At 66.8% G+C, this 24,150-nt stretch carries 24 protein-coding genes and 1 tRNA gene; 23 read left to right on the forward strand and 2 right to left on the reverse strand.

The features are described from left to right. Positions 1-180 precede the first annotated feature (180 nt). Positions 181-1,779, forward strand: a complete 1,599-nt coding sequence (locus tag OMP43_RS04350) for a hypothetical protein (protein WP_280278505.1) — start codon at positions 181-183, stop codon at positions 1,777-1,779. A gap of 86 nt (positions 1,780-1,865) precedes the next feature. Further along, the gene (locus OMP43_RS04355; protein WP_280278506.1) at positions 1,866-4,616 is read left to right on the forward strand and encodes a TonB-dependent receptor; all 2,751 of its coding nucleotides are present in this window, start codon (positions 1,866-1,868) and stop codon (positions 4,614-4,616) included. Between the two features lie 191 nt (positions 4,617-4,807). On the opposite strand, the gene OMP43_RS04360 is transcribed toward OMP43_RS04355, so the two are convergent. After that, positions 4,808-5,479 carry a 2OG-Fe(II) oxygenase gene (locus OMP43_RS04360; RefSeq protein WP_280278507.1) on the reverse strand — a complete coding sequence of 224 codons (672 nt, stop codon included), beginning with the start codon at positions 5,477-5,479 and terminating at the stop codon, positions 4,808-4,810. Positions 5,480-5,649: 170 nt separating this feature from the next. Here OMP43_RS04360 and OMP43_RS04365 point away from each other — a divergent pair, with 170 nt between their 5' ends. From OMP43_RS04365 to OMP43_RS04450, 18 genes are all read left to right on the forward strand, one after another. Next, a complete protein-coding gene (locus OMP43_RS04365; protein WP_280278508.1) occupies positions 5,650-6,747 on the forward strand; it encodes an ATPase, T2SS/T4P/T4SS family in 1,098 nt (365 codons plus the stop codon). 57 nt (positions 6,748-6,804) lie between these two features. Then, positions 6,805-6,881 (forward strand) — tRNA-His (locus tag OMP43_RS04370). A 64-nt stretch (positions 6,882-6,945) separates the two neighbouring features. Beyond that, the gene (locus OMP43_RS04375; protein WP_280278509.1) at positions 6,946-7,998 is read left to right on the forward strand and encodes a Glu/Leu/Phe/Val dehydrogenase dimerization domain-containing protein; all 1,053 of its coding nucleotides are present in this window, start codon (positions 6,946-6,948) and stop codon (positions 7,996-7,998) included. A gap of 543 nt (positions 7,999-8,541) precedes the next feature. Further along, a complete protein-coding gene (locus OMP43_RS04380) occupies positions 8,542-9,555 on the forward strand; it encodes a helix-turn-helix domain-containing protein (RefSeq protein ID WP_280278510.1) in 1,014 nt (337 codons plus the stop codon). Between the two features lie 179 nt (positions 9,556-9,734). Next, positions 9,735-10,640, forward strand: a complete 906-nt coding sequence (locus OMP43_RS04385; protein WP_280278511.1) for a hypothetical protein — start codon at positions 9,735-9,737, stop codon at positions 10,638-10,640. Between the two features lie 131 nt (positions 10,641-10,771). Further along, positions 10,772-11,230, forward strand: coding sequence for a carboxymuconolactone decarboxylase family protein (locus tag OMP43_RS04390; protein WP_280278512.1), 459 nt, complete (start codon positions 10,772-10,774; stop codon positions 11,228-11,230). Next, positions 11,227-12,087 (forward strand): sigma-70 family RNA polymerase sigma factor, encoded by an 861-nt coding sequence (locus OMP43_RS04395; RefSeq protein WP_280278513.1) that lies wholly within the window; start codon positions 11,227-11,229, stop codon positions 12,085-12,087. Before OMP43_RS04390 ends, OMP43_RS04395 begins: the two co-directional genes overlap by 4 nt. Before the next feature lie 686 nt (positions 12,088-12,773). Beyond that, positions 12,774-13,127 carry a hypothetical protein gene (locus tag OMP43_RS04400; RefSeq protein WP_280278514.1) on the forward strand — a complete coding sequence of 118 codons (354 nt, stop codon included), beginning with the start codon at positions 12,774-12,776 and terminating at the stop codon, positions 13,125-13,127. A gap of 119 nt (positions 13,128-13,246) precedes the next feature. After that, positions 13,247-13,594 carry a hypothetical protein gene (locus OMP43_RS04405; protein WP_280278515.1) on the forward strand — a complete coding sequence of 116 codons (348 nt, stop codon included), beginning with the start codon at positions 13,247-13,249 and terminating at the stop codon, positions 13,592-13,594. A gap of 24 nt (positions 13,595-13,618) precedes the next feature. Beyond that, on the forward strand, positions 13,619-14,056 hold the full coding sequence (locus OMP43_RS04410; RefSeq protein ID WP_280278516.1) for a hypothetical protein: 438 nt from the start codon (positions 13,619-13,621) through the stop codon (positions 14,054-14,056). Positions 14,057-14,357: 301 nt separating this feature from the next. Further along, a complete protein-coding gene (gene ccmC / locus OMP43_RS04415; protein WP_280278517.1) occupies positions 14,358-15,077 on the forward strand; it encodes a heme ABC transporter permease CcmC in 720 nt (239 codons plus the stop codon). After that, positions 15,074-15,208 carry a hypothetical protein gene (locus tag OMP43_RS04420; protein ID WP_280278518.1) on the forward strand — a complete coding sequence of 45 codons (135 nt, stop codon included), beginning with the start codon at positions 15,074-15,076 and terminating at the stop codon, positions 15,206-15,208. Before ccmC ends, OMP43_RS04420 begins: the two co-directional genes overlap by 4 nt. Further along, entirely contained in the window at positions 15,205-15,639 is a 435-nt protein-coding gene (ccmE, locus tag OMP43_RS04425) for a cytochrome c maturation protein CcmE (RefSeq protein ID WP_280278519.1), read from the forward strand. The genes OMP43_RS04420 and ccmE overlap by 4 nt, the downstream gene beginning before the upstream one ends. Positions 15,640-15,649: 10 nt before the next feature. After that, on the forward strand, positions 15,650-17,581 hold the full coding sequence (locus OMP43_RS04430) for a heme lyase CcmF/NrfE family subunit (protein WP_280278520.1): 1,932 nt from the start codon (positions 15,650-15,652) through the stop codon (positions 17,579-17,581). Further along, positions 17,578-18,105 carry a DsbE family thiol:disulfide interchange protein gene (locus OMP43_RS04435; protein WP_280278521.1) on the forward strand — a complete coding sequence of 176 codons (528 nt, stop codon included), beginning with the start codon at positions 17,578-17,580 and terminating at the stop codon, positions 18,103-18,105. Before OMP43_RS04430 ends, OMP43_RS04435 begins: the two co-directional genes overlap by 4 nt. After that, positions 18,102-18,509, forward strand: a complete 408-nt coding sequence (locus tag OMP43_RS04440) for a cytochrome c-type biogenesis protein (RefSeq protein WP_280278522.1) — start codon at positions 18,102-18,104, stop codon at positions 18,507-18,509. The genes OMP43_RS04435 and OMP43_RS04440 overlap by 4 nt, the downstream gene beginning before the upstream one ends. Then, complete coding sequence (locus OMP43_RS04445) at positions 18,509-19,171, forward strand: tetratricopeptide repeat protein (protein ID WP_280278523.1); 663 nt, start codon at positions 18,509-18,511, stop codon at positions 19,169-19,171. Before OMP43_RS04440 ends, OMP43_RS04445 begins: the two co-directional genes overlap by 1 nt. 47 nt (positions 19,172-19,218) lie before the next feature. Then, on the forward strand, positions 19,219-19,725 hold the full coding sequence (locus tag OMP43_RS04450; protein ID WP_280278524.1) for a GNAT family N-acetyltransferase: 507 nt from the start codon (positions 19,219-19,221) through the stop codon (positions 19,723-19,725). A 55-nt stretch (positions 19,726-19,780) separates the two neighbouring features. Here the strand turns inward: OMP43_RS04450 and ald are convergent, their stop codons facing one another. Then, complete coding sequence (ald, locus tag OMP43_RS04455; protein WP_280278525.1) at positions 19,781-20,887, reverse strand: alanine dehydrogenase; 1,107 nt, start codon at positions 20,885-20,887, stop codon at positions 19,781-19,783. Between the two features lie 137 nt (positions 20,888-21,024). Here ald and OMP43_RS04460 point away from each other — a divergent pair, with 137 nt between their 5' ends. The 3 genes from OMP43_RS04460 (at position 21,025) to OMP43_RS04470 (ending at position 24,147) form a co-directional block, all read left to right on the forward strand. Beyond that, entirely contained in the window at positions 21,025-21,495 is a 471-nt protein-coding gene (locus OMP43_RS04460) for an Lrp/AsnC family transcriptional regulator (RefSeq protein WP_280278526.1), read from the forward strand. A 253-nt stretch (positions 21,496-21,748) separates the two neighbouring features. Beyond that, positions 21,749-23,638, forward strand: coding sequence for a potassium transporter Kup (locus tag OMP43_RS04465; RefSeq protein ID WP_280278645.1), 1,890 nt, complete (start codon positions 21,749-21,751; stop codon positions 23,636-23,638). Continuing rightward, positions 23,635-24,147, forward strand: a complete 513-nt coding sequence (locus OMP43_RS04470) for a 2'-5' RNA ligase family protein (protein WP_280278527.1) — start codon at positions 23,635-23,637, stop codon at positions 24,145-24,147. Before OMP43_RS04465 ends, OMP43_RS04470 begins: the two co-directional genes overlap by 4 nt. Positions 24,148-24,150 lie beyond the last annotated feature (3 nt).

Consider the following 24,150-nt stretch of genomic DNA (forward strand, 5'->3'; position numbering starts at 1 on the left):
GCCTGAGCGATCGCCTGATTGGCTGTAATATTATCGTCATTTTTCTGTCATCGTAACGACTCTCACAACTCATGTACGTGTCATTATCCCGGCCTAACCCCGGCCCGGGCGCAAAGGGGGCAATCGTTTCGATCGCCGCGCGCCCGGATCAGCAACGATACGACCGGGAGTTTTTGCGCGATGGCGAGCTTCAAGCGCTTCGGCCTCATTCTCATGACGACAGCCGCCTCTGCGGCACTCTCCGCGTGTAACGGCGCGGGCAATGTGGCATCCCCGGGCGCCGGCAGCGTCGTCATCGTGACGCCGACGCCGACTCCGCCGGCCACGCCGACTCCGACGCCGCCGTCGGCGATCACCGCGGCTCAGTTCGCGGCGGTCACCACGCAGAACGGCCTCAGCATCACGGCGCAGGAGCAGCTCGACATCGTCAATGCGGGCTCGAACAACAACGTCAACGGCACCAATCAGCTGAACGGCATCTTCCCGGTCAGCGCGACTTCGCTGACTCCGGCCTTCAACCCGGCGACGCTCAATCCCTTCTTCGTCAGCACCAACTATGTCGGCGCGCTCAACGGCCCGACCGACACGGCGTTCGACGGCTGGACCTGCAACTCGACCACGGCCAATTTCGGCGCGACCAGCGCCAACTGCACGGCGGTTCCCGCGATCGGCAGCGGCGGCTCGACCGCGGCCTGCCCGGCCGGCACCACCGATGACGGCCTGACCCAGACCTTCCGCCTGTGCCGCCTGCCCCAGGCGATCACCGCCGACCTGTCGCTGCCGAAGATCTCGGGCGTGGTCTATCGTCTGCGCGGCCAGACCGAGGTCGGCACCGATCAGGGCGCGACCGGCGGTGCCGGCGTGACGCTCACCATCGCGGCCGGCGTCGTCATCGCGGCCGATTCGACCGAGCCGACCAACGACCTGCTGCTCGTCAATCGCGGCTCGAAGATCCAGGCGGTGGGCACGGTCACCCAGCCGATCATCTTCACCTCGCAGCAGAATCTCGCCAACAACGGCGTCAGCGACGTGACCCAGGGCCAGTGGGGCGGCATCATCCTGCTCGGCCGCTCGACCACCGCGGTCTGCGCCTCGGGCACCGGCGGCAGCACCGGCACTCCCTGCCAGCAGGCGATCGAGGGCGTGACCGGCCGCTTCTACGGCGGCAGCAACGAAGCCGACAGCAGCGGCCAGATGTCGTTCGTCCAGATCCGCTACACCGGCATCGCCATCTCCGACGGCAACGAGCTCCAGGGCCTGACGCTGGGCGCCACCGGCTCGGGCACGATCATCGACCATGTCCAGAGCCACAACTCGGCGGATGACGGTGTCGAGATCTTCGGCGGCACCACCAACCTGAAGTATTTCGCGGTGACCGGCGCCGACGACGACGGCTTCGACGTCGACAATGGCTGGCGCGGCTTCATGCAGTTCATCATCGCCGCGCAGAAGGTGTCGGGCGCGACCGCCGACTCCTTCTCGACCGAGATCGACTCGAACGGCGCCGAGGACCTGCTGCCCCGCACCTGGGGCCGCTACGCCAACTTCACCTTCATCCAGACCGCGCTGGCGCCGGCTGCCATCCGCATCCGCGGCGGTGCCGACTTCAACTTCGTCAACGGCATCGTGAAGACTCCGGCCAATGTGGCCTGCGTCAACATGGTCGCGGGCGAGACCAGCGCCAGCGACCGCTCGACGATCCGGCCGGCCAACCCGGCGCTCCAGGATCAGGGCCCGCCGGTGTTCAACTCGGTCTATTTCAGCTGCAACGGCCGCTGAGGCCCCTGCAGCTCGTGCGGAAACTGTCGGGGCGGCGAGATCCGCTGCCCCGACATTGCTCATAAATTCTACTGGGTGACACGGCCATGCAGCGACGCCTTGCTTACGCCACGCTTCTTCTCCTGACGTCCCAACTCGTCTCTCCGGCCGCGCTCGCCCAGACGACGGGGCAAGCCGCGCCTGCTCCGTCCGCCGCCGATGCGCAGGAAGAGCAGAAGACCCCCGAGGTCTCCGCGCCGGGCGTGGACATGGACCTGACCGACATCGTCGTGGTCGGCCGCCATATCCCGAACGTCGTGCGCGCCACACCGCAAGTGGTGTCGGTGCTGTCGAGCGAGGACATCGCCCGCACGGGCGAGGGCGACATCGCCGGCGCGCTGACCCGCGTCACCGGCCTCAGCGTCGTGGGCGGCGGCTTCGTCTATGTCCGTGGTCTCGGCGATCGCTATTCCTCGTCGCTGCTCAACGGGTCGCCCCTGCCGAGCCCCGAGCCGCTGCGCCGCTCGGTGCCGCTCGACATCTTCCCGACCTCGATCGTCGGGTCGGCGCTCGTCCAGAAGACCTATTCGGTCAACTATCCGGGCGAATTCGGCGGCGGCGTCATCAACCTCACCACCAAGGCGATTCCCGACAAGGACTTCGTGACGATCGGCGGGTCGATCTCGGCCGATACGGCGACGACGAGCGAACTTGGCTATACCTATTTCGGCAGCAAGACCGACTGGCTCGGCTTCGACAAGGGTACGCGCAGCGTGCCCGATTTCATCCGCAATGCGCCGGCCGGCTCGGGCCTGATCCCCGCCGGGCAGGTGCTGCAGCTTTCCAACGCCTCGACCACGCTGCTCCAGCGCAACGATCATCTTCCGGCCAACTGGTCGGGAGAGATCAGCACGGGCATGGCGTTCGACCTGGGTTCGGACCGGCTCGGCCTGATCACCTCGGTCGGCTACAGCAATACCTTCCGGACCCGCTCGATCCGCCAGCAGGACAGCGTCACCGAGAATGGCGCGATCCGGAACGACTTCCACACGCTGCTCACCGACAACCGCATCGTCGGCAACGCGCTGCTCGGCCTCGGCTACTCGTTCGGCGAGAGCACGATCCGCTGGACCAACGTCTATATCCGCGACGTGCTCAAGCAGGGGCGCGGCTCGGCGGCGGTGGTCTACAACAATGCCAGCGGGCTGCGCTTCCAGCAGAACACCAACTGGTTCGAGCGCCAGCTGTTCGAGAGCCAGCTGGTCGGCGAGTTCCGCTTCTCGCCCGCGCTGCGGCTCGACCTGCGCGGCGCCTATGCCAATTCGAAGCGCAACGCGCCCTATGAGCGCCAGTTCGACTATCTCTGCTCGCCGACCACCACGACCGGCGTGCCGGCCAATTATGACGGCGGCAACGGCGTCGGCGGCTTCCAGTGCAACGGCGTGTACCAGGTCACCCAGCGCTTCTCGCCCTTCGCCTCGATCATCTTCTCGGACCTGAACGAGAATCTTTGGACGGGCCAGGCGGACCTGGTCTACAAGCTCAATCCGATCCCGCTCACGCTGTCGGCCGGCTATTATTATTCGGATACCGATCGCTTCTCGCGGCGCCTGCAGTTCAACTACCAGACCAGCGCCGGTGGCGGCACCGCGCCGGGTTATCCGTACAATCTGCTGCGTCCGGATTATCTGCTCAGCCCCGATGTGGTGAACAATGCCTGCCCGCAGGTCGGCCGCGGCGCCTGCACCATCGAGATGCAGTTCAACACGCCGCTCGGCGCCTATGCCTATGATGCGAAGCTGCGCATCAACGCCGGCTATTTCCAGGCCGAGACCGAGGCGCTGGACGGGCTGCGGGCAGTGGCGGGCGTCCGCTACGAAAAGGCCGAGCAGAGCGTCACCCCGGTGGGCACCACCGGCACGCGCCTGAAGAACGACTATTTCCTGCCGGCGATCACGGTCACCTGGAACTTCGCGGAGAACATGCAGCTGCGCAACAGCTTCTCGAAGACCGTCTCGCGCCCGCAGTTCCGCGAGCTGGCGCCGCAGCAGTTCCGCGATCCGGACTCGGATCGCCTGTTCTTCGGCAATCCGCTGCTGCGCGATTCGGAACTCTACAATCTCGAGACGCGCTTCGAGTGGTTCTTCGCGCGCGACCAGCGCTTCACGCTGGCGGGCTTCTACAAGCGGATCAAGAATCCGATCGAGCAGGTGGGCTTCTATACCGGCGCCGACGATCGCCTGCAGACCGGCTTCACCAATCTGCCCAAGGCGAAGCTCTACGGCGCCGAAGTCGAAGTGCAGAAATATTTCCCGCTCGACACGCTGGGCGGCTTCTTCAGCACCCGCCGCGCGCTGGTGATCGCGAACTATACCTATACCCATTCGTCGATCACGGCCGACAGCAGCTGCGTGCCCAACGTGCTGAACCAGACGCTGGCGCGCTGCGCCACCGGCTTCGGCCCGGCCAGCCTGCAGTTCCGCGACGGGGCGCCGCTCACCGGCCAGTCGGACCACCTGGTCAACCTGCAGCTCGGCATCGAGGACACGCAGCGCCTTTCGCAGCTGACCCTGCTCTTCAACTATGCGAGCGACCGCGTGACCAATCGCGGCCCCTCGAACCTGTCGGGCAACGGGTTCCAGCCCGACATCGTCGAGCGTCCGGGCATCCGCCTCGACATCGTCGCGCGCCAGGGCTTCGAGCTGGCCGGCGGCAAGTTCGAGCTCAAGCTGGAGGGGCGCAACCTCACCCGCACGCGCTTCGACGAGCGGCAGACCTTCCCGAACGGCAATGTCGTGCTGGTGAATCGCTACAATCTGGGCCGGATCTTCTCGCTCGGTCTCAGCACGACCTTCTGATCCGGGGTCCGGAAACGAAGCGGCCGGCCGGGTGCGAACCCGGCCGGCCGTTCCGCTTTCCGCGCTCCGCTTTCCGCGCTCCGCTTTCCGCGCTCCGCTTTCCGCGCTCCGCTTTCCGCGCTCCGCTTTCCGCGCTCCGCTTTCCGCGCTCCGCTTTCCGCGCTCCCGCTGCGTCGCGCGGCCCGCGCGCTTCACCAGCCCCAGGGGCGCTCGCGATACCATTGGGTGACGACATATTTCAGTCCCGCCCGCACCTTCATCGCGTGATGGATGGTGGAGGGATTGGGGGAGCCGTCCGGGCGCAGATTGTTCCAGGCGACCACCTTGCCGGTTTCGGGCTGGATGATCTTGTCGACCGCCTTGAACCGCGTCGCGCCGCCCGCCTCAACCTCGTTGAGATAGAGCATCACTGTCCAGGTCCGCTGGCCCGCGACCGCGCAATATTTCTCGAAGTCCTGGCCCTGCGGCTCGAAATAGTCGGTGTGCGCCTTGAATTCCTGGCCGATATCGTAGCGCTGGCCCTGCATCGGCTCGCCATGGGTGGGGTCGAGCCCGGTGAACGCCGTCATCCGCCGCTTGAGCTCCATCACCACCGGATCGTTCGTATTGAAGTCACAGGTCTCGCTGGTGCGGAAGGCATAGTCGTCATTGGCGTCGGCAATGGTCGAGGGGCGCCGCTCCGCGTCGATCTTGATCCTGAGGAGCTGGCAGAGCTCCGGCTCGAGGAAATTCTTGGCGATGAACATCGCGATCTTGGGATGGGGCACGCGCTGCACCCCCGGCCAGTGCATCATATGATCGACGACCGGTTCGGACGGATGGCCCGAGCCGAGGTTGCGGAGAGGGGAGGCGAGATCCTGCATCGCGGCTTTCTGCCAAAAGCCATGCCGTGACGCCAGTATCCCGCCATATCGTCCGGGTCGTGGCGCCGGCCTTGCGTCGCAGCGCGGGCATGACGCAAAATGGTCACAAAAACGCAAGCATCGCGTCACATGACATGCCTAGCGCAGGATGCTCCGCAAAGGGGGCCCCTATGGAGATGGAAACCAAAGCGCCGGCGCCGGTGGCGGACCCGCCCCAGCCGCCGCACTCTCCGGGTTCCGGCGGCGAGTCTCCGGTGGGCGCGCTGATCGCCGAGGGGCTGCGCCGCCGCGCCTCGCATATCCATGTCGAGATCGGCCCCGCCGGTGCCATGGTGCGGATGCGCATCGCGGGCCAGCTCACGGAGCCGCGCCATCATCACGCCGATCCCGTGCTCGCCGCTAATTTCCGTGGCCTGCCGGGAGCATCGGTGCTCGTGCAGGGAGAGACGGAGCGCATCGTGTTGCGCCTGGACGGTGGCGAGCGGCGCGAGCAGGCGCTCGAAGCGATCGGGATGAGCCGCGCGCTCGTCGACGCGTTGCTGCCGGCGCTGCGCGGGGGTGGGCTGATGCTCGTCGCCGGTCCGGCGGGATCCGGCCGCAGCACCACCATGGCGACGCTGCTCCGGCATTTCGCGGGCTCGACTCGCCATATCGCGACGATCGGCGCCTTGCCCGTCGAGGGCGCGACGCGCATCGAGGGGTGCGCCGGCGCGGCCGCAGTCCACGCCGCGCTGGAGCAGGATCCGGACGTGATCGCGCTCGACGGCCTGGATGGGCGGGAGGCGGCCGCCGCCGCGGCGGAAGCGGCGGAGAGCGGGCATCTCGTCCTCGCCGCGATCGATGCGCCGGATGCCGTCTCGGCGATTCGCCGGATGCGCGACTGGCGGGTCGAGCCGTTCCGCCTCGCGTCCACCATTGCCGCCGTGCTTGCCCAGCGCCTTGTCCAGCGGCTCTGCCCGGAGTGCCGCCGTCCGGTGCAGGCCCAGGGGTCGGTCTCGGCGCTGCTCGGCTTCGATTCGGGGACGATCGTCTTCGCGCCGACGGGGTGCGAGAGCTGCAACGGCACGGGTTTTGCCGGCGAGACCGGCGTGTTCGAGGCGATCGTCGCGGATGGTGCGATCCGCCGGCTGATCAACGACGGCGGCGACGAGGCAATTCTCGCCCGCCACGCCTTCCTCCGTGCGCCCAATCTGGGATCGGCCGCGCGGGCGCTGGTGCGCGAGGGGCTGACTACGCCGGAAGAGGCCGTGCGAATTTCACGCGGATAATTGCCCGCAATTATCTTGCGCTTCGCATCGGCCCCGGCTAAGCGCGCCTTCTTCACGGCGGTTGTAGCTCAGTTGGTTAGAGCATCGGTTTGTGGTACCGAGGGTCGCGGGTTCAAGTCCCGTCATCCGCCCCATTTCTTCCCCTAGTGACCGCGCGCGGCACATAGACGTGCGGCACCTTCCGCAGGAATGTAGCGCGTGATCACCGACTGGGGTTTCCCCGATTTCGACGACCATGAGGGCGTCCACCTGTTCAGCGACCGCGAGTCGGGGCTGAGCGCAATCATCGCAGTCCATTCGACCAAGCTCGGCCCGGCGGCCGGCGGGGTGCGTTTCTGGCACTATGCCGATACTCGCGCCGCGATCACCGACGCGCTGCGCCTGTCGCGCGGCATGAGCTACAAGAATGCGATGGCCAATCTGCCGCTCGGCGGCGGCAAGGGCGTGATCCTGGCGAGCGAGCCGGGTGCGACCGTCACTACCGCGCAGCTGGAAGCGTTCGGCCGCGCGGTCGAATCGCTGGGTGGCCGCTACGTCACTGCCGAGGATGTCGGCATGTCCGAAGCGCGGATGAAGGTGGTCGCGACCCAGACGCGCCATGTCTCCGGCCTGCCGGTGGCCGAGGGCGGGGCGGGGGGCGATCCCGGCCCGATCACCGCGCGCGGCGTCTATCTGGGCGTGAAGGCGGCGGCGAAGCGTGGCCTGGGTGCCGATTCGATGGCTGGCGTGCGGGTGGCGATCCAGGGCGTCGGCTCGGTGGGCGGCGGCGTTGCCCGGCTGCTCGCCGCGGACGGCGCGAGGCTGACCCTGGCCGACGTCAATGCGGAGCGCGCCAAGGCGCTGGCGGCGGAGCTCGGCGGCGAAGCGATCGACGCGGCGGACATCCTCGGCATCGAGACCGACATTCTCAGCCCCAATGCGCTGGGCGCGATCTTCACCGAACAGACGATCGCGGCGCTCAGGACGACCGTGGTGGCCGGCGGCGCGAACAACCAGCTCGCCACCCGGGCGGACGGCCAGCGCCTCCATGATCGCGGGATCCTCTATGCTCCCGATTATGTGATCAACGCGGGCGGGATCATCAATGTCGGCCTGGAATATCTGGGCCAGGGCAACATGGCCGAAGTGATGGCGCGCGTGGAGAAGATCCCCGAGCGCCTGATCGAAGTTTGGGACGAGAGCGCCCGTACCGGCGATCCGCAGAGCGAAGTCGCCGATCGTATCGCCCAGCGGCTGATCGGGCGGGGCTGAACCTGTCGGGCAAGGGCTAGGCCGGATCGACATTTAGCGGGAAGTTTCCCGTTCCCCGGCCAAGGCCGGGGAGCGGCTTTTCCTCCATCGGCAAGACGCGCTCGATACAGATCCCAAATGTCGATCCGCCCCAGGGATCATCGGTTCCCCGGCAAAAGCCGGGGGCCGTCCCCGGAGTATCGCGCGCGAGATTTGCCCGCCCGCCGCGCCGGCGCGGACCTTTTCGGAGGCCCGTTTCGAAGGCGCGCGCTTCCCTCTGCATTTCCGATCCGCACGAGCGTCCGGGCCTGCCGCGCGATCCGCGCGGGAGATGGTCGCGTGGCGCCTCCCGAAGACTCGCGCGATCGGCCCAGGGATCCGTGGATCGATGCGGACGCCAGCGAAATATTGGATCAGATTGGATGCTTGCATAATGTCTTGCATGTTATTCTGTAGATAATAGCAAATTGCCTGATTGACGTTGCCGGGGACCGGATGAATTCTACAGATTCATGCCCCGATATATCTCAGGATTGCGCAAGAACATTCAGTCACGCTGATTACATGTCGGCGGCCATGATTCAAAGCGCCGAGGATTCATGGAAGAACTTCGTTCGCCCGCTGCTGGACGTGAAACGGATGCCATGCGCTCTGGAATGTAAATTCCGTGCCCATGCAATGGTTTACAATCTGATCGGTGCGTTACTTATAGTGACTGACAGCGGTCGTGCGCGATATGCCAGGTCATCTATAAAGATCCAGGCAGATGATCTGGATCACTATATTTTGTATATGCCGAAATCGGGAGGGGCAACGTTCATTGCGTCCGAGGTGGCATATCGATTGCGCCGTCTCGATATCGCGATCGCGGATCTGGCGACGCCGTTCGATGTCTCGGTGGGGGCGGGGCGCGGGATCAGCCTGATCCTGCCGCGCGCGCGTCTGGCGCCGCTGATCGAGGATGCCGAGGGTCTGCACGGCCGCTATCTCCGCAGGGATACGCCGGCCGGCGCCTTGCTCGGGCGGCATCTGCTCGCCTTGGCGCGCCATGCTTCCGCCATGCCTGTCGGGGATGTGCTTGGACATGCCGAGGCGGCCGCGCACCTTGCCGCCGCCTGCCTGGCCGCGGGCGGTGCGCGCATGTCCGCCGCCTCCGCCAGCGGCGCGCCTGGCGGCATTGTCGGGCGGCAGGCCCGCAATCATATCGAGGCCAATCTCCACGATCCGCGCCTGAGCCCTGCCACCCTGGCCGAAGCCTTCCATCTCTCGCGCAGCCAGCTCTACCGGCTGTTCGAGCGCCAGGGCGGCGTCCATCGGTACATCCGGGGGCGGCGGCTTCGTCGCGCGCTCGAGCTGGTCAGCCGGCGCGAAGCGTCCCCGCGCCGGATCAGCGACATCGCCTATTCGCTGGGCTTTACCGACGAGGCGCATTTCAGCCGCATCTTCCGCGAAAGATTCGGGCTGTCGCCGCGCGCCGCGCGTGCGGCGGCGCGCAGGGGGGAGGCGCATTGGCTGATGCAATCGACGGGCGGCGGGAACCTGCTCGACCAATGGCTTCGCGAGCTGACGCTTGCGTGATGCGCGCCCTTCTCCTGGAACGCATCGACAAGTTTCTGGGACGCCCGCCATGGGACAGCGTTTCCGGGGAATGCAAATATACCCTCGGAACGTTCATGTATTCATCCAAGGGTATTGCTCGTTCTCAATAATATATCGGTCGCCGTGTGTTGTTTCTCGATAAATATAGGAGAATGACTATGGCTAAGCTGCATATCTACAAGAAGATCGGAAAGGTCTGGTCGAAAGTCGCCGACGGAGACGGCGTGGTGGATAAGAACAATCCATTCGATATTACGATCAAGACCGGCAGCGTGTCCGGGGGCAACACCTATGACGTGCGCCAGGGGCAATCGCCCACCGGCACGCTTTGCGATTGCTCCGGGGTGCACGGCAAGGTGGCGACCTTCACGGTAAGCGCCGGGAATGCGCTGCTGATGCAGGAGCGCGAAGTTGCCCTGCACAACCTTGCCGGCTTCTATGCGGCGCTGGAAAGCGTTTCCAAGAACGTCTCGATCATGATCGATCTCGACGACCTCGCCTTCCTGAAGACCAACGACTATGCGCTTTGCTTCGCGAAGAAGGTGGCTTCGGGTTCGGGCGAGGGCAGCTACAACGTCGTCTGGCAGTCGCTCACGCGCTATCTCGCCCAGACGAGCTTTTCCTGGACCCCGCAATATTCCTTGTTCGGCACCAACATCTTCGCCGACAACGTCACCGTGACCGCCCAGACCAACCAGCAGACGGTCGGCCTCGGGGAACAGTGCACGCTGGACGAGAATGGCATCCTGGGACCGGCCAGCACCGGCGGGCCGCCGACGAGCATCACCCTGAACAACGACTATGACACGATCCACCCCGCGCTCAGCCAGATATCGGTGCTCAACGGGGTCCGCCAGGTGACGCCGCTCTACGTCGCGCCCAAGGCGATCGTCACGGGCGAGGCGCAGCTGACGCCCATCGACACGGTGCTCGTCTGGTTCCAGCAGAATATCAGCACCTCGACGATGTTCAGCACGGCGCGCTCGCGGGCGGTCGAGATCGACCTGACCAACACCAACAGCGCGACCCGGCTCTACCAGGGCCAGGCCTGGACGACGCCCTGAGCTGGTCCATGGGCCGCCCGTCCGCCACCGGCGCGCGGGCGGCCCGCATTCCGTCCGAAATAATTTCGTGCCGCATGTCACATCCGGCGCGGCCATTTCGTCATGCAGTCGTCCATATGAGGAGACGACCCATGACTGCCCGACTCGACCTGTTCGCCGCCGCCCCCGCCGAGATGAAGGCGTGGTACGAGATGTCGCTCAAGATCGCGCCCAAGCTCGAGCACGGCCTGCTCGAGCTGGTGAAGATCCGGGCCTCGCAGATCAACGGCTGCGCCAATTGCCTCAACATGCACACCGCCGATGCGCGCAAGGCCGGCGAGACCGAGCAGCGCATCTATCTGCTCAGCGCCTGGCACGAAGCGCCATGCTATACCCCGCGCGAGCGCGCCGCACTGGCATGGACCGATGCGCTCACGCTGGTATCCACGGCGCGGGCGCCCGAGGATCTCTATCGGGAGCTCGCCTTCGAATTCAACGAGGAGGAGCAGGTGCAATTGACCCTGATGATCAACGCGATCAACGGCTGGAACCGCCTCGCCGTGGCCTTCAACCTCTTCTACGAGGGCAAGCCCGCGGTGGCGGCGGCGTGAGCGGGGTGGACGCAGCGGCGAGCTTCGATCCGCTGCGTCCGCGGCTGGCGCGCATCGCCTATCGCATGCTCGGCTCGGTCGCGGATGCGGAAGACGTGGTGCAGGACGCGTTCCTGCGCTGGCTCGCCACCGATCGCGACCAGATCCGCGAGCCCGAGGCGTTCCTGCGCCGGGTGGTGACGCGCCTGTGCCTCGATCAGCTCAAATCGGCGCGGGCCCGGCGCGAGACCTATGTCGGGCCCTGGCTGCCCGAGCCCGTGGTCGAGGCCGCGGAGGAAGTGGAGGACGTCACGCTGCCGCTGCTGATGGCGCTCGAGCGGCTCTCGCCGCTGGAGCGCGCGGCCTTTCTGCTCCACGACGTGTTCGGGGTGAGCTTCGACGAAGTGGGCGAGACGATCGGCCGCGATCCCGCCGCCGCGCGCCAGCTCGCCAGCCGGGCGCGCACCCATGTCCGCGCCGCCCGGCCGCGCTACGACCTGCCGAAGGAGAAGGGGCTGGAGATCGCCGCCGCCTTCTTCGCCGCATCGCGCAGCGGCGACATGGGCGCGCTGCGCGGCCTGCTGGCGGCCGATGTCTCGCTCTGGTCGGACGGCGGCGGCAAGGTGCCCGCGGGCCTCAAGCCGATCCATGGCATCGACGACATGATCAAGCTCCACAGCTCGCTCGCGCGCTTCTTCGCCAAGGAGATGTCGCGCGTGGTGCGCTACGGCATGATCAACGGCCTGCCGGGCTTCGTCACGATCGAGCCGGGCGGAGTGCTGCAGACCACCGCGCTGGCGATCGAGGAGGGGCGGATCGTCGGCATCTATGTGATGCGCAATCCGGACAAGCTCGGGCATCTGGGGGCGGTGCATTAGGCTGGGGGCTCGCGCGAGTATCTGATTTCCCGCCGTCATCCCGGCCCTGAGCCGGGATCCCGCTTCTGCTTGCGGCGGCGAGATGGCGGGACCCGGGCGCAAGGCCGGGGTGACGAAGAATATGAGTCCTCAACCCAGGGTCACGCCTCAATCGGCAAACCCCGTCTCGATCAGCAAACCCCGTCATCGCCGCGCAGGCGGGGATCCGGGGTAGCGCGGGACAATGATGCTATCAGGTGAGCGCCCCTCCGGAGCGCGCAGGACTCTGCTGCCCGCAACCCGCCCTTGGCCCTGGATCCCCGCCTTCGTGGGGATGACGAAATAAATCAAAGCCTTGATCGGGTTTCACCCTAGGTTGGGGACTCATATTGCATCAACCGTGATTCCCGCTGTTCCCCCTTCGGTCATTCCCGCGAAGGCGGGGATCTGGGCGGAGGATATTGCCCAAGCGGGATAGGCTCCCGGGCCATTCGGCAGCGGCGCCGATCCGGCTGCAAGTGCTTGCCCGACAGCCGTTACCCATCATGTAGCGAGTCAATGATCGGGCCCTGCGCGACGCATCTGATGGTTCGCCAGAAATTATACCCAATATGGCGGAATCCATGTTCGGTTCATGATGGCGTCACAGGGCGGCTTTATTTGTTCACGCAAGCAATTGTAATTACTAATTACTTTAAATTCACGGCGTGAAACTCGGCATCGATCCGACGATCATCTTGAATCGGAGGTTTATTGTGCGCGTTCTGACGACTTATGAACTCGACCTTGTTGCCGGAGGCTTTGGCAGTACCGACGATGCCCAGATCAACGGCGTTGGCGGCCCTCATGGCAATGGTAGTGGTTACGGCGGCGGCGGCGGCGGCGGAGGGGGGGATGCATATAGTTCCGGCTCCTGGGTGCACCTGCCGCCAGCGAGCTATTTCGGCAACTATCCACCGGGCGGCAACGGCACATGGGTATGGCTTCCGAGTGGAGGTGGCGGCGGCGCCGGTGGTAACAGCGGGCCGGTGGCGAAAGCCAAGGCAATCATATCAGGCTAGGCGGGGACCCGTGCCCCGTTGCGCATGCTGAAGCCTATCAGGCCCTTGCATCCCTGCAGAAGTCGCCGACGGCAGCGGGTCTTCTTGCGAAAGCCAATGCCGCTGGACTGGAAGTTATCTTGAACCGCAATCACCAGGACAGCTACGATCCTGGGCTGGGTTATGGTTTCGTGAGTTGGGATCCCTACAGTGCCGCGTCGGGGCGGAATGAAGATGGATCCTATTGGGTTGAAAGCCCTACGCTCGGCCTGATCCATGAGATTGTCCATTGGTCGGATGCCAGCCTTAGCGCAGCGGGAGTTCATGCCATCGTGAACCAGGTGGCTCGCGAATTGAACGCCAATACCGGTACGCGCTATGGCGCTAATCGCGGCGCGACTTCCGAGGAGGGGAGTGCCTATCTGGTCGCCGATACCGACAGCACGGCCTTCGATCTGGCTACCGTGCGACCAACCTGCGGGACCTAGTCTTTTCTGCATGAGGAATGGGATATGATCGTCTTTGTGCTCGGCGCTCTTGCCATCGCTCCGCCCGGCAATTCGGGTTCGTCCTCCCCGCTGTCGGCCTGTTCTTCCCTGCGGTCGTCTGCGATCGTCGCGGAAATGGGTGGGCTGCCGCAATCGATCCAGGGGCAAGTGAAGCGGATGGTGCCCGATCTTGCTCCTGCCGGCGCAAAATTCCAGAGGGGCGACGTGATCGAGCAGGCCGGCCTGCCGACGCGACGGTTCGTCGGCGCCGTGGAGGGCAAATATTCGTGGGTGGTGACCTATGAGCATAGCCAGGGATCGGTGCATCATTTTCATGCGATTACCTTCGGCAGGGCGCCTGCGAGCGATTATGCGCCCGTTCCGCATGGCGTCCTGACGGGGCCGTTGTGCCAGATTGCCGATGCGGCTCTTTCCGGCGCGCTTTCGGCCGATCATCTCTGAGCGGGCAAGGCGGGCTCGGGTGACGATATCGGGGCATCCTGCTTGCAATGTAGGATTTCGTCTGTTTCCCTCACCCGGCCGGATCGCTCCGGCCGCTCTTTGACCGGTTGGGGAAATAGGATCACGCGCGCGCAAGGAAGTTGCGCGATGCGCGCGGTTCGCGGGAAATCAGGGAAAATTGATGGGGAACTCATCCCTCCCCATGGGCGACGTTCGCGACGTTTCGCTCCGCGGCCGGGCGTCTGGCGTTGGATGTCGCGAGGCCATGGATTCCCGCCCGGAACCTCGCTAGTCATCGCGCGTGCCCGTCTTGCATGCCTTCGCCAATCCCGCGCGCTTCCTCAAGATTGCGCGGCCGCTGACGCCGATTCTGTTCTGGCTCGGCGCGGCGCTGGTGGCGTTCGGCTGCTGGGCGGGGCTCGCGCTCACGCCGCCCGATGCGGTGCAGAAGGAGAGCGCGCGCATCCTCTACATCCATGTGCCCAGCGCCTGGCTGGGCATGGGCGGGTGGAGCGGGCTGGCGATCGCGTGCCTGAGCTATCTCGTCTGGCGGCATCCGCTGGCCAGCGTCGCGGCGCGGGCGATCGCCCCGGCGGGCGCGACCTTCGCGGCGCTCTGCCTGCTCACCGGCTCGATCTGGGGGCGCCCGACCTGGGGCACCTGGTGGGAGTGGGACGGGCGGCTGACCAGCATGCTGCTGCTCTTCTTCGTCTATATCGCCTGGATCGCGCTGGACCGCGCCGATGCCGAGCGGGCGGGCGACGGCCGGATGCCGGCGCTGTTCGGCGTGGCCGGCAGCGCGCTGCTGCCGATCGTCCATTATTCGGTGGTCTGGTGGAACACGCTCCACCAGGGCGAGAGCGTGCTGGCGGGGAAGATCCATCCGTCGCTGCTCTGGCCGCTGTTCTTCACGCTGGGCGGCTTCACGCTGGTCTTCGCCGGAGTGGTGCTGATGCGGATGCGCGCGATCCTGGCGGCGCAGAAGGTCGAAGCGCGGTTGCGGCGGATGGCGGCGGCATGAACCATTGGCCGTTCATCACTGCCGCCTATCTGGTGGTGCTGCTCGGCACCGGCGGGCTGGCGGCGTTCAGCTATGCGGCGATGCGCCGGGCCGAGGCGGCGGCCGCGGCGCTGCGGGGCGGCCGCGAATGAAGCCCAAGCATCAGCGGCTGGTCCTCGTGCTGCTCGCGCTGGGCGCGATCCTCGGCGCGTCGGCGCTCGCCATGTCGGCGCTCCGCGACCAGGCGGCGTTCTTCTATGCGCCGGGCGACGTGAAGGGAAAGCCGCTGCCGCTCGACCGGCACGTCCGCCTGGGCGGCATGGTCGAGACAGGCTCGATCCGGCGCGCGGCCGACGGCGTTTCGATCCGCTTCATGGTGACCGACGGCCAGGCGGCGGTGCCGGTCGCGTTCAAGGGCGTGACGCCCGACCTGTTCAAGGAAGGATCGGGCGTGGTGGCGGAGGGGCGGTTCCAGCCGGACGGCAGCTTCGTCGCGGACAATATCCTGGCCAAGCATGACGAGCGCTACATGCCGCCCCAGGCCGCCGGCAACATGCACGAGACGAAGACGCTAGCCAAATGAGGGATGGGCAGTGATCGCCGAAGCCGGTCTCGCCGCGCTATGGCTCGCGACGGGCTTCGCGCTCGTGCAGGTGCTGCTCGCCTGGGGCGCGGCCAAGGGCGCCGGCCAGGGGAGCGCGGGCGCGTCGATGGTGATGACGGCGCTCCGCCGCGTCGCGATCGTCCAGGGGCTGCTGGCGCTTGCCGCCTTCGTGCTGCTGGTCGTGCTGTTCGTCCGGTCGGACATGTCGGTGCTGCTGGTCGTCGAGAACAGCCATTCGATGAAGCCGCTGATCTACAAGATCGCCGGGGCCTGGGGGAATCACGAAGGCTCGATGCTGCTGTGGGTCACCGTGCTGGCGATATCGGGGGCGGGCGTGGCGCTGTTCGAGAAGCGGCTGCCCCAGGGCACGCTCGCCGCGACGCTGGGTGCCCAGGCGGCGATCGCGATCGGCTTCTACGCCTTTCTCGCCTTTGCCTCCAACCCGTTCGTCCGGGTGAGCCCGCCGCCGCTCGACGGGCGCGGGCTCAACCCGCTGCTGCAGGATCCCGGGCTCGCCTTCCACCCGCCGACGCTGTACCTCGGCTATGTCGGCCTGTCGGTGGCGTTCAGCTTCGCGGTCGGCGCCTTGCTGATGCGCGACGTCGGCCCCGCCTTTGCCCGGGCGATGCGGCCCTGGGTGCTGGCGGCCTGGATATTCCTCACCATCGGCATCACCGCCGGCAGCTATTGGGCCTATTACGAGCTTGGCTGGGGCGGCTGGTGGTTCTGGGATCCGGTGGAGAATGCCTCGCTGATGCCCTGGCTGGCGGCGACGGCGCTGCTCCATTCGGTGAGCGTGCTCGCCACCCGCGACGGGCTGCGCGCCTGGACGGTGATGCTCGCGGTGGTCGCCTTCTCGATGTCGATGATCGGCACCTTCCTGGTCCGCTCGGGCATCCTGATCAGCGTCCATGCCTTTGCCGTCGATCCCACCCGGGGCGGCTTCATCCTTGCCCTGCTCGGCCTCTATATCGGCGGGGCGCTGGCGCTGTTCGGCGCGCGGATCGGCACGGTGAAGCAGGGCACCACCTTCGAGCTGGTCAGCCGCGAAGGCGCGCTGGTGCTCAACAACCTGCTGCTCTCGGTGATCCTCGGCGTCGTCTTCATCGGCACGCTCTATCCGCTCGTCGCCCAGGCGGCCGGCGTCCAGCTCTCGATCGGCGCGCCCTTCTTCGAGAAGGCGGCGGTGCCCGTCGCGCTCGCGCTCGTCGCCGCCACGGCGGCGGGACCGCTGCTCAAATGGCGCCGCGACCAGTGGAACGCGCTGTTCGGCAAGCTGCTCGTGCCTGTCGGCGTGGCCGGCATCGCCTTCGCGCTGGTCTTCGCGCTGGGCGGGGCGCAGTGGCTGCCGGCGCTGGTGCTCGGCCTGGCCGCCGGGCTCGCCGTCGCCAGCGTCATCCCGCTCATCCGCCGCAACCTGCGCCGCACGCCGCTGCACATCTACGGCATGGTCGTCGCGCATCTCGGCATCGCGGTGAGCATCGCCGGCATGGCGGCGGACAGCGCCTTCAAGGTCGAGCGGCTGGCGGCGATCTCGGTGGGGCAGAACGTCACGGTCGGCCCTTATCGCGTGGAACTGCTCGAGGTGCGGCCGGCGGTGGGGCCCAACTGGTCCGCGCTCGAGGCGCATCTCAAGGCGACGCGCGCCGGGGGCGCGCCGTTCGACCTGTTCCCGCAGCAGCGCTTCTTCGCCAACCCGCCGACCAACACCAACGAAGCCGCGATCGCGACCGAGCTGGACGGCCAGCTCTATACCGTGATCGGCCAGGGCGACGGCGAAGGGCGCTGGCAGATCCGGGCATGGTGGAAGCCCTTCGTCACGCTGATCTGGGCGGGCGGCGCGATGATCGCGCTGGGCGGGCTGCTCTCGCTGATCGGCCGGGTGCGGCGGGAACGGCGCGACGCGGAGGATGGCGCATGAGGCGGCTGCTGATCTGGGCGCCGCTGGCGCTGTTCGCCCTGGTCTTCGGGCTGGTTGCCGGCGGGCTGATCAAGCCGGCGGACCGGACGATCCGCTCGGCGATGATCGGCAAGCCGCTGCCCGCGCTCGCGATGAAGCCGCTGCTTTCCGACCGGCCCGGCATCGCGAGCGCCGACTTCGCCACCGGCAGGCCGCGACTGCTCAATGTGTTCGCCAGCTGGTGCATTCCCTGCATCGCCGAGGCGCCGCAGCTGCTGAAGCTCAAGCAGGCGGGCGTGGAGATCGACGCGATCGCGATCCGCGACACGCCGGACGCGGTGCGGGCCTTTCTGGCGCGGAACGGCGATCCCTATGCCCGGATCGGCGACGATCCCGCCGGCAAGGCCCAGATCGCGCTCGGCTCGTCGGGAGTGCCCGAGACTTTCCTGATCAACGGCCGGGGCGAGATTATCGACCAGCATGTCGGCGACATCCGGGCGGAAGACATTCCCGGGATATTGCGCAAGCTCGAGGCGGCGAAATGAAGCGCGCGGCCCTTATCCTCGCGCTGTTCCTGGCTGGCCCCGCGGCGGCGGACTCGAGCCGGCCGCCGGCGGCGCTGGCCTATTCGCAGCTGCCCGATGCGGCGCAGGAGGCCAGGGCCAGGGCGCTGATGGAGACGCTGCGCTGCCTGGTCTGCCAGGGCCAGTCGATCGCCGACAGCGATGCCGAGATGGCGGGGGACATGCGCGCGCTGGTGCGCGAGCGGATCGCCCGTGGCGAGCGGCCGGCGGCGATCCGCGAGTATCTGATCCAGCGCTATGGCGATTACGTCACCTATGATCCGCCGTTCAGCTGGGTGACCGCGCCGCTCTGGATCGCGCCGGTACTGCTGCTCGCCATCGGGCTGTTGCTGGCGCGGCGCCTGTTCCGCAAGGGAGCGGCGTGATGGGCTGGGGAATGCTCGCCACGGTTGCCGTCGTCGCGGTGCTGGCGCTCGCATTGCTGCGCTATCCGCGCCGGCTGTGGACCGTCCCCGCCACCGCGATCATGCTCGGTGCGGCGGGCTATGCCTGGCAGGGCAGCCCCGGCCTTCCCGGCCATCCCGTCGCGCCGGGCGGGCAGCGGGTCGAGGTGGACCAGGGCCTGATCGACCTGCGCGACGCGATGTTCGGGAAATATGGCACCTATGCCTGGAGCTACGGCAATCTGGCCGACGCCATGCTCCGCCAGGGCGATCGCGAGCGGGCGGTGAAGGTGTGGCAGGGCGCGGTGCGGCAGGTGCCCGAGGACGTCGCGCTGTGGACCGGCTTCGGTTCGGCGCTCGCCGAATATGACGGCAACCAGATATCGCCGGCCGCGCAATTCGCCTTCGACAAGGCGTTCGCGCTGGCCCCCGAGCATCCGGGGCCGCCCTTTTTCTACGGGCTCGCGCTGGTCCGCGCGAACCGTTTTGCCGAAGCCGAGCCCTGGTGGGAGAAGGCGGTGGCGCTCACCCCGGCAAAGGCGAGCTATCGCCAGGCGCTGATGGCGCGGCTGCTCATGCTGGAGGCGTTCCTGCAGGAGCAGGCGCGGCGGGAAGGGCGGCCGATGCCTGGCCCGGCCCGCTAGGACGGCAAGGGCTCGATCCGGGCTCCGGACCGCGCTAGCTGGCCGGCATGAGCACCAGTCAGCCCATCCGGATTCGCCGCGCGCATGCCGCAGACGCGGCGCGCCTCGAGGCGATATTCCAATATAGTTTCGAGGGCACCTGGCTGCCGGTTCTGACCCCGGCCGCCGCGGAGAGCTATCGCACCGAGGATCGCGGGGCGCGTTATGTCGAGGCCAGTCTCGCCGCGTTCCGGGTTGCGGAGATCGAGGGCGTCGTCGCGGGCTTCGTGCACTGGCAGGACGATTTCGTCGAAGGCCTCCATGTGCATGGCGACTATCGGCGTCACGGCGTCGGCACGCTGCTGATGGATCGCGCCGAGCGCGCCATGGCGGCGGCGGGCTTTGCCGCGGCGCGCCTCGAGACCGACAGTTTCAACGTCACCAGCCAGGCATTCTATCTCGGCCGCGGCTATGCCGAGCAGGCCCGCTATCCGGACGAGGAATGGGACAGCGGCTTCACGACCATTCTCTATATCAAGCAGTTCGATCCCGGCCGGGATTGCTTGCCCGAATGAAACGAGCCGGGAAACGACGGTCGTTTCCCGGCTCGCGATCCCGTTCGACGCGCGATCAGCCCGCCCAGGCCTGGTAGGGCAGGTCGAGATCGTCGGCGACTGCCTTGAACGCGATCTTGCCCTTGTAGACGTTGAGGCCGTTGGCGAGGTGCCGGTCGGCCTGCATCGCGCCCTCGGCGCCGAGGTTCGCCAGCTTGAGCACGAACGGCAGCGTCGCGTTGTTGAGCGCGAAGGCCGAGGTGCGGGCGACCGCGCCCGGCATGTTGGCGACGCAATAATGGATCACGCCGTCCACCTCATAGACCGGGTTGTCGTGGGTGGTGGCGTGGCTGGTCTCGAAGCAGCCGCCCTGGTCGATCGCGATGTCGACCAGCACCGAGCCGCGCATCATCGTCTTGAGCATGTCCCTGGTCACCAGCTTCGGCGCCGCCGCGCCCGGCACCAGCACCGCGCCGATCACGACCTGCGAAGTCTTCACCGCCTCGGCGATCGCGGCCTTGCTGGCATAGGCGGTCTTGATCTGGCTGCCGAAATGCATGTCGAGCTCAGCCAGGCGCTCGTTGTTGATGTCGTAGATGGTCACGTCGGCGCGCTGGCCGGTGGCCATCTGCGCCGCGTTGATGCCCGAGACGCCGCCGCCCAGGATCGCGACCTTGCACGGCGCCACGCCCGGCACGCCGCCGAGCAGTTCGCCGCGGCCGCCCTGCTCCTTCTCGAGATAGTGCGACGCGACCTGGATCGACATGCGGCCGGCGACTTCCGACATCGGCTTGAGCAGGGGTAGGGCGCCCGAGTTCGACGTCACCGTCTCATAGGCGATGCAAGTCGCGCCCGAGGCCATCAGGCCCTCGGCCTGGGGCTTGTCGGCGGCCAGGTGGAGATAGGTGAAGAGGATGTGGCGCGGCTCGAGCAGCGCGATCTCCTGGGGCTGCGGCTCCTTGACCTTCACGATCATGTCCGAGCCGGCGAACACCGCGGCGGCATCCGGCGCGATCCTGGCCCCGACCCTGACATAGGCCTCGTCGTCGAAATCGATGCCGGTGCCGGCCTTGGTCTCGACCAGCACCTCATGGCCGGCATGGACCAGCTCGGCGACCGAAGCCGGGGTCAGGCCGACGCGATATTCGTGATTCTTGATTTCCTTGGGAACGCCAATGCGCATGGGAACCTCTCCGTGAATGTGATTGGCGCGGAGAATATAGCATGGCGTGCCGCGAATCCCTGCAAAGATATGACAGGGATAGGCATCGTGTGCATGGAATCGCTGCAACGAACATGGAAATCGGCTATCCATGCAACATGGACAGGATTGATGCAGCTATCCTCAAGTCGCTCGCCGCCGATGCGCGGGCACCGGTGAGCGCCATCGCCACCCAGGTGGGGCTGTCGCAATCGGCCTGTACCCGCCGGATCCAGGCGCTCGAGGCGTCGGGCCATGTCCAGGGCTATGGCGCGCGACTCGGGCACCGCCGGCTCGGCTTCCGGATCACCGCGCTGGTCGACATCACGCTGGGCACCCAGGTGGAGGAGGATCTGGCGCGTTTCGAGGCGGCGGTGGCGCAGATCGACGGCGTGGTGGAATGCGCGCTGGTCTCGGGCGGCCAGGATTATCGCCTGAAGATTCTGGCGCGCGACCTGGACGATTATGAGCGGCTGCACCGCGAGCATCTGGGGCGGCTGCCCGGCGTGGTGACGATCAATTCCAGCTTCGTGCTGCGCGCCATACCGACGCGCAGCGAGGCGGAGGCGCTGTTCGGGGCGGGGCGGTAGGGCGGCTTGCAAGACTGCTCCAGCCGTCTCCCGGGCCCGGTTCCGGGAAGCCTCTCGGGGACCCGCTGTCCCCTTGCGCGTGGCCCCTCGCGTAACGACATTCGTTGATTGCAGATGCTGCGCGTGCTAACCGCCCGCGCACTTTGAAGATCGAGAACGCAGGTCGCATGACCAGGTCCGCTTCCTCTCTGACGCGACACCCGCGCCCGTGAACACCCCTTCCGAGGGAGCCGCCGAGTCGGCTCCGGCACAGATCGACGCGCCCGCCGCGCATGCGCACAGCCATGACGCGACGTGGAAGCTGGCCATCGGCGCGATCGGCATCGTCTTCGGCGATATCGGCACGAGCCCGCTCTACGCCTTTCGCGAGACGTTCGACGGTCATCACAAGCTGGCGCTCGACACGCTGCACATCATGGGCGTGATCAGCCTGATCTTCTGGTCGATGATGGTGGTGGTGACGCTGAAGTACGTCACGATCATCATGCGGGCGGACAACAAGGGCGAGGGCGGCAGCCTGGCGCTGCTGGCGCTGATCTCGCGCAGCAGCGGCAATCCCAAGCGCTGGACGCAGGGGATCGTGCTGCTCGGCGTGTTCGCAACCGCGCTCTTCTATGGCGATTCGATGATCACGCCGGCGGTGTCGGTGCTCTCGGCGGTGGAGGGACTTGCCGTCGCCGCACCGGGATTCGGCAGGCTGGTGCTGCCGATCGCGGTGGTGATCCTGGTGCTGCTCTTCTCGATCCAGCGGACCGGCACCTCGCGGGTCGGCACGCTGTTCGGGCCGATCATGCTCCTCTATTTCCTGACGATCGCGACGCTCGGCACCCTCAGCCTCGTCCAGACGCCGACGATCCTCAACGCGCTGCTGCCGCATCATGCCTTCCTGTTCTTCGCCGAGGATCCGGTGCGGGCATTCCTGGCGCTCGGCTCGGTCGTGCTGGCGGTGACCGGCGCCGAGGCGCTCTATGCCGATATGGGCCATTTCGGGCGCAAGCCCATTCGCATCTCGTGGCTGTGGTTCGTGCTGCCGGCGCTGATCCTCAACTATATGGGGCAGGGCGCGCTGCTGATGCGCGAGGGGCATGCCGCGCTGCGCAGCCCCTTCTACATGCTCGCGCCGGAGGTGCTGCAGTTCCCGCTGGTCATCCTGGCGACGATGGCCGCCGTGATTGCCTCGCAGGCGGTGATCTCGGGCGCCTTCTCGGTCACGCAGCAGGCGATCCAGCTCGGCTTCGTGCCGCGCCTGCGCATCGAGCACACCAGCGCCTCGACGGCCGGCCAGATCTATATTCCGCTCATCAACTGGGCGCTGATGATCATGGTGATCCTGCTGGTGCTGGTGTTCCAGACCTCGTCGAACCTCACCGCGGCCTATGGCATCGCCGTCACCGGCGCGATGTTCATCGACAACTGCCTGCTGGCGGTCGTGCTGTTCGGGCTCTGGAAGTGGAAGAAGCGCTACGCGATCCCGCTGCTCGCGGTGTTCTTCACGGTCGACCTGGCCTATTTCGCCGCGAACCTGACCAAGGTGCCCGATGGCGGCTGGTTCCCGCTGTTCGTGGGCTTCGTGGTGTTCACGCTGCTGACGACCTGGTCGAAGGGGCGCCAGCTGATGATCAACCGGCTGCGCGAGAGCGCGATGCCGATCAAGATCTTCATCACTTCGGCCGCCACCACGGCCACGCGGGTGCCCGGCACCGCGGTGTTCATGACCTCCACGCCCGAGGGCGTGCCGCACGCGCTGCTGCACAACCTCAAGCACAACAAGGTGCTGCACGACCGGGTGATCCTCCTCACCGTGAAGATCAAGGACGTGCCCTATGTCTCCGACGAGAACCGGATGATGATCGAGGATCTGGGCAAGGGCTTCCACCGCATGATCCTGGCCTATGGCTTCATGCAGGAAGCCGATGTTCCCGCGGCGCTGAAGTCGGTCAACGCCTGCGGGGCCGAGTTCAAGATGATGGAGACGAGCTTCTTCCTGGCGCGCCAGACGCTGCTGCCGTCGTCGCGCCCGGGGATGATGATCTGGCGCGAGAAGCTGTTCGCCTGGATGCTGCGCAACGCCGAAAGCGCGATGGAATTCTTCCGCCTGCCCACCAATCGCGTGGTCGAGCTGGGCAGCCAGGTCGAGATTTGACCGAGCGTGCCGCGCCGCTGATCGTCACGGCGCTGCTCGGGCGCCAGGACCAGGCCTGGTTCAATGCGCTGCGCCGCGAGCATTACCCGCCCGAGCGGAACCTGCTCGACGCGCATCTGACGCTGTTCCATCAGCTGCCGCCCTCGGTGGCGGAGGAGCTGAAGCACCGGCTTTCGGTGGAGACCCGCGGCGTGCGCGCGCCGCGGGCGAAGGTGACGGGGCTGATGTCGCTGGGCGGCGGCGTCGCCTATCGAATCGAGGCGCCCGAGCTGATGGCGATTCGCGAGGGGCTCGTCGATGCGTTCGCCGGGCTGCTCACGCCCCAGGATGCCGGCCGCTGGCGCCCGCACGTCACCATCCAGAACAAGGTCCGGCCGGTGCTCGCCAAGGCGGTGCTGGCCGCGCTGGCGCGCGATTTCACGGCCCGGGAAGTGGAAATCGCGGGCCTGGCGAGCTGGCATTATCGCGGCGGACCCTGGGAAACGCACTCGCGTCACATGTTCGCTTGACCT

This window comes from Sphingomonas sp. CBMAI 2297 (assembly GCF_029870595.1).
Taxonomy (GTDB): domain Bacteria; phylum Pseudomonadota; class Alphaproteobacteria; order Sphingomonadales; family Sphingomonadaceae; genus Sphingomonas.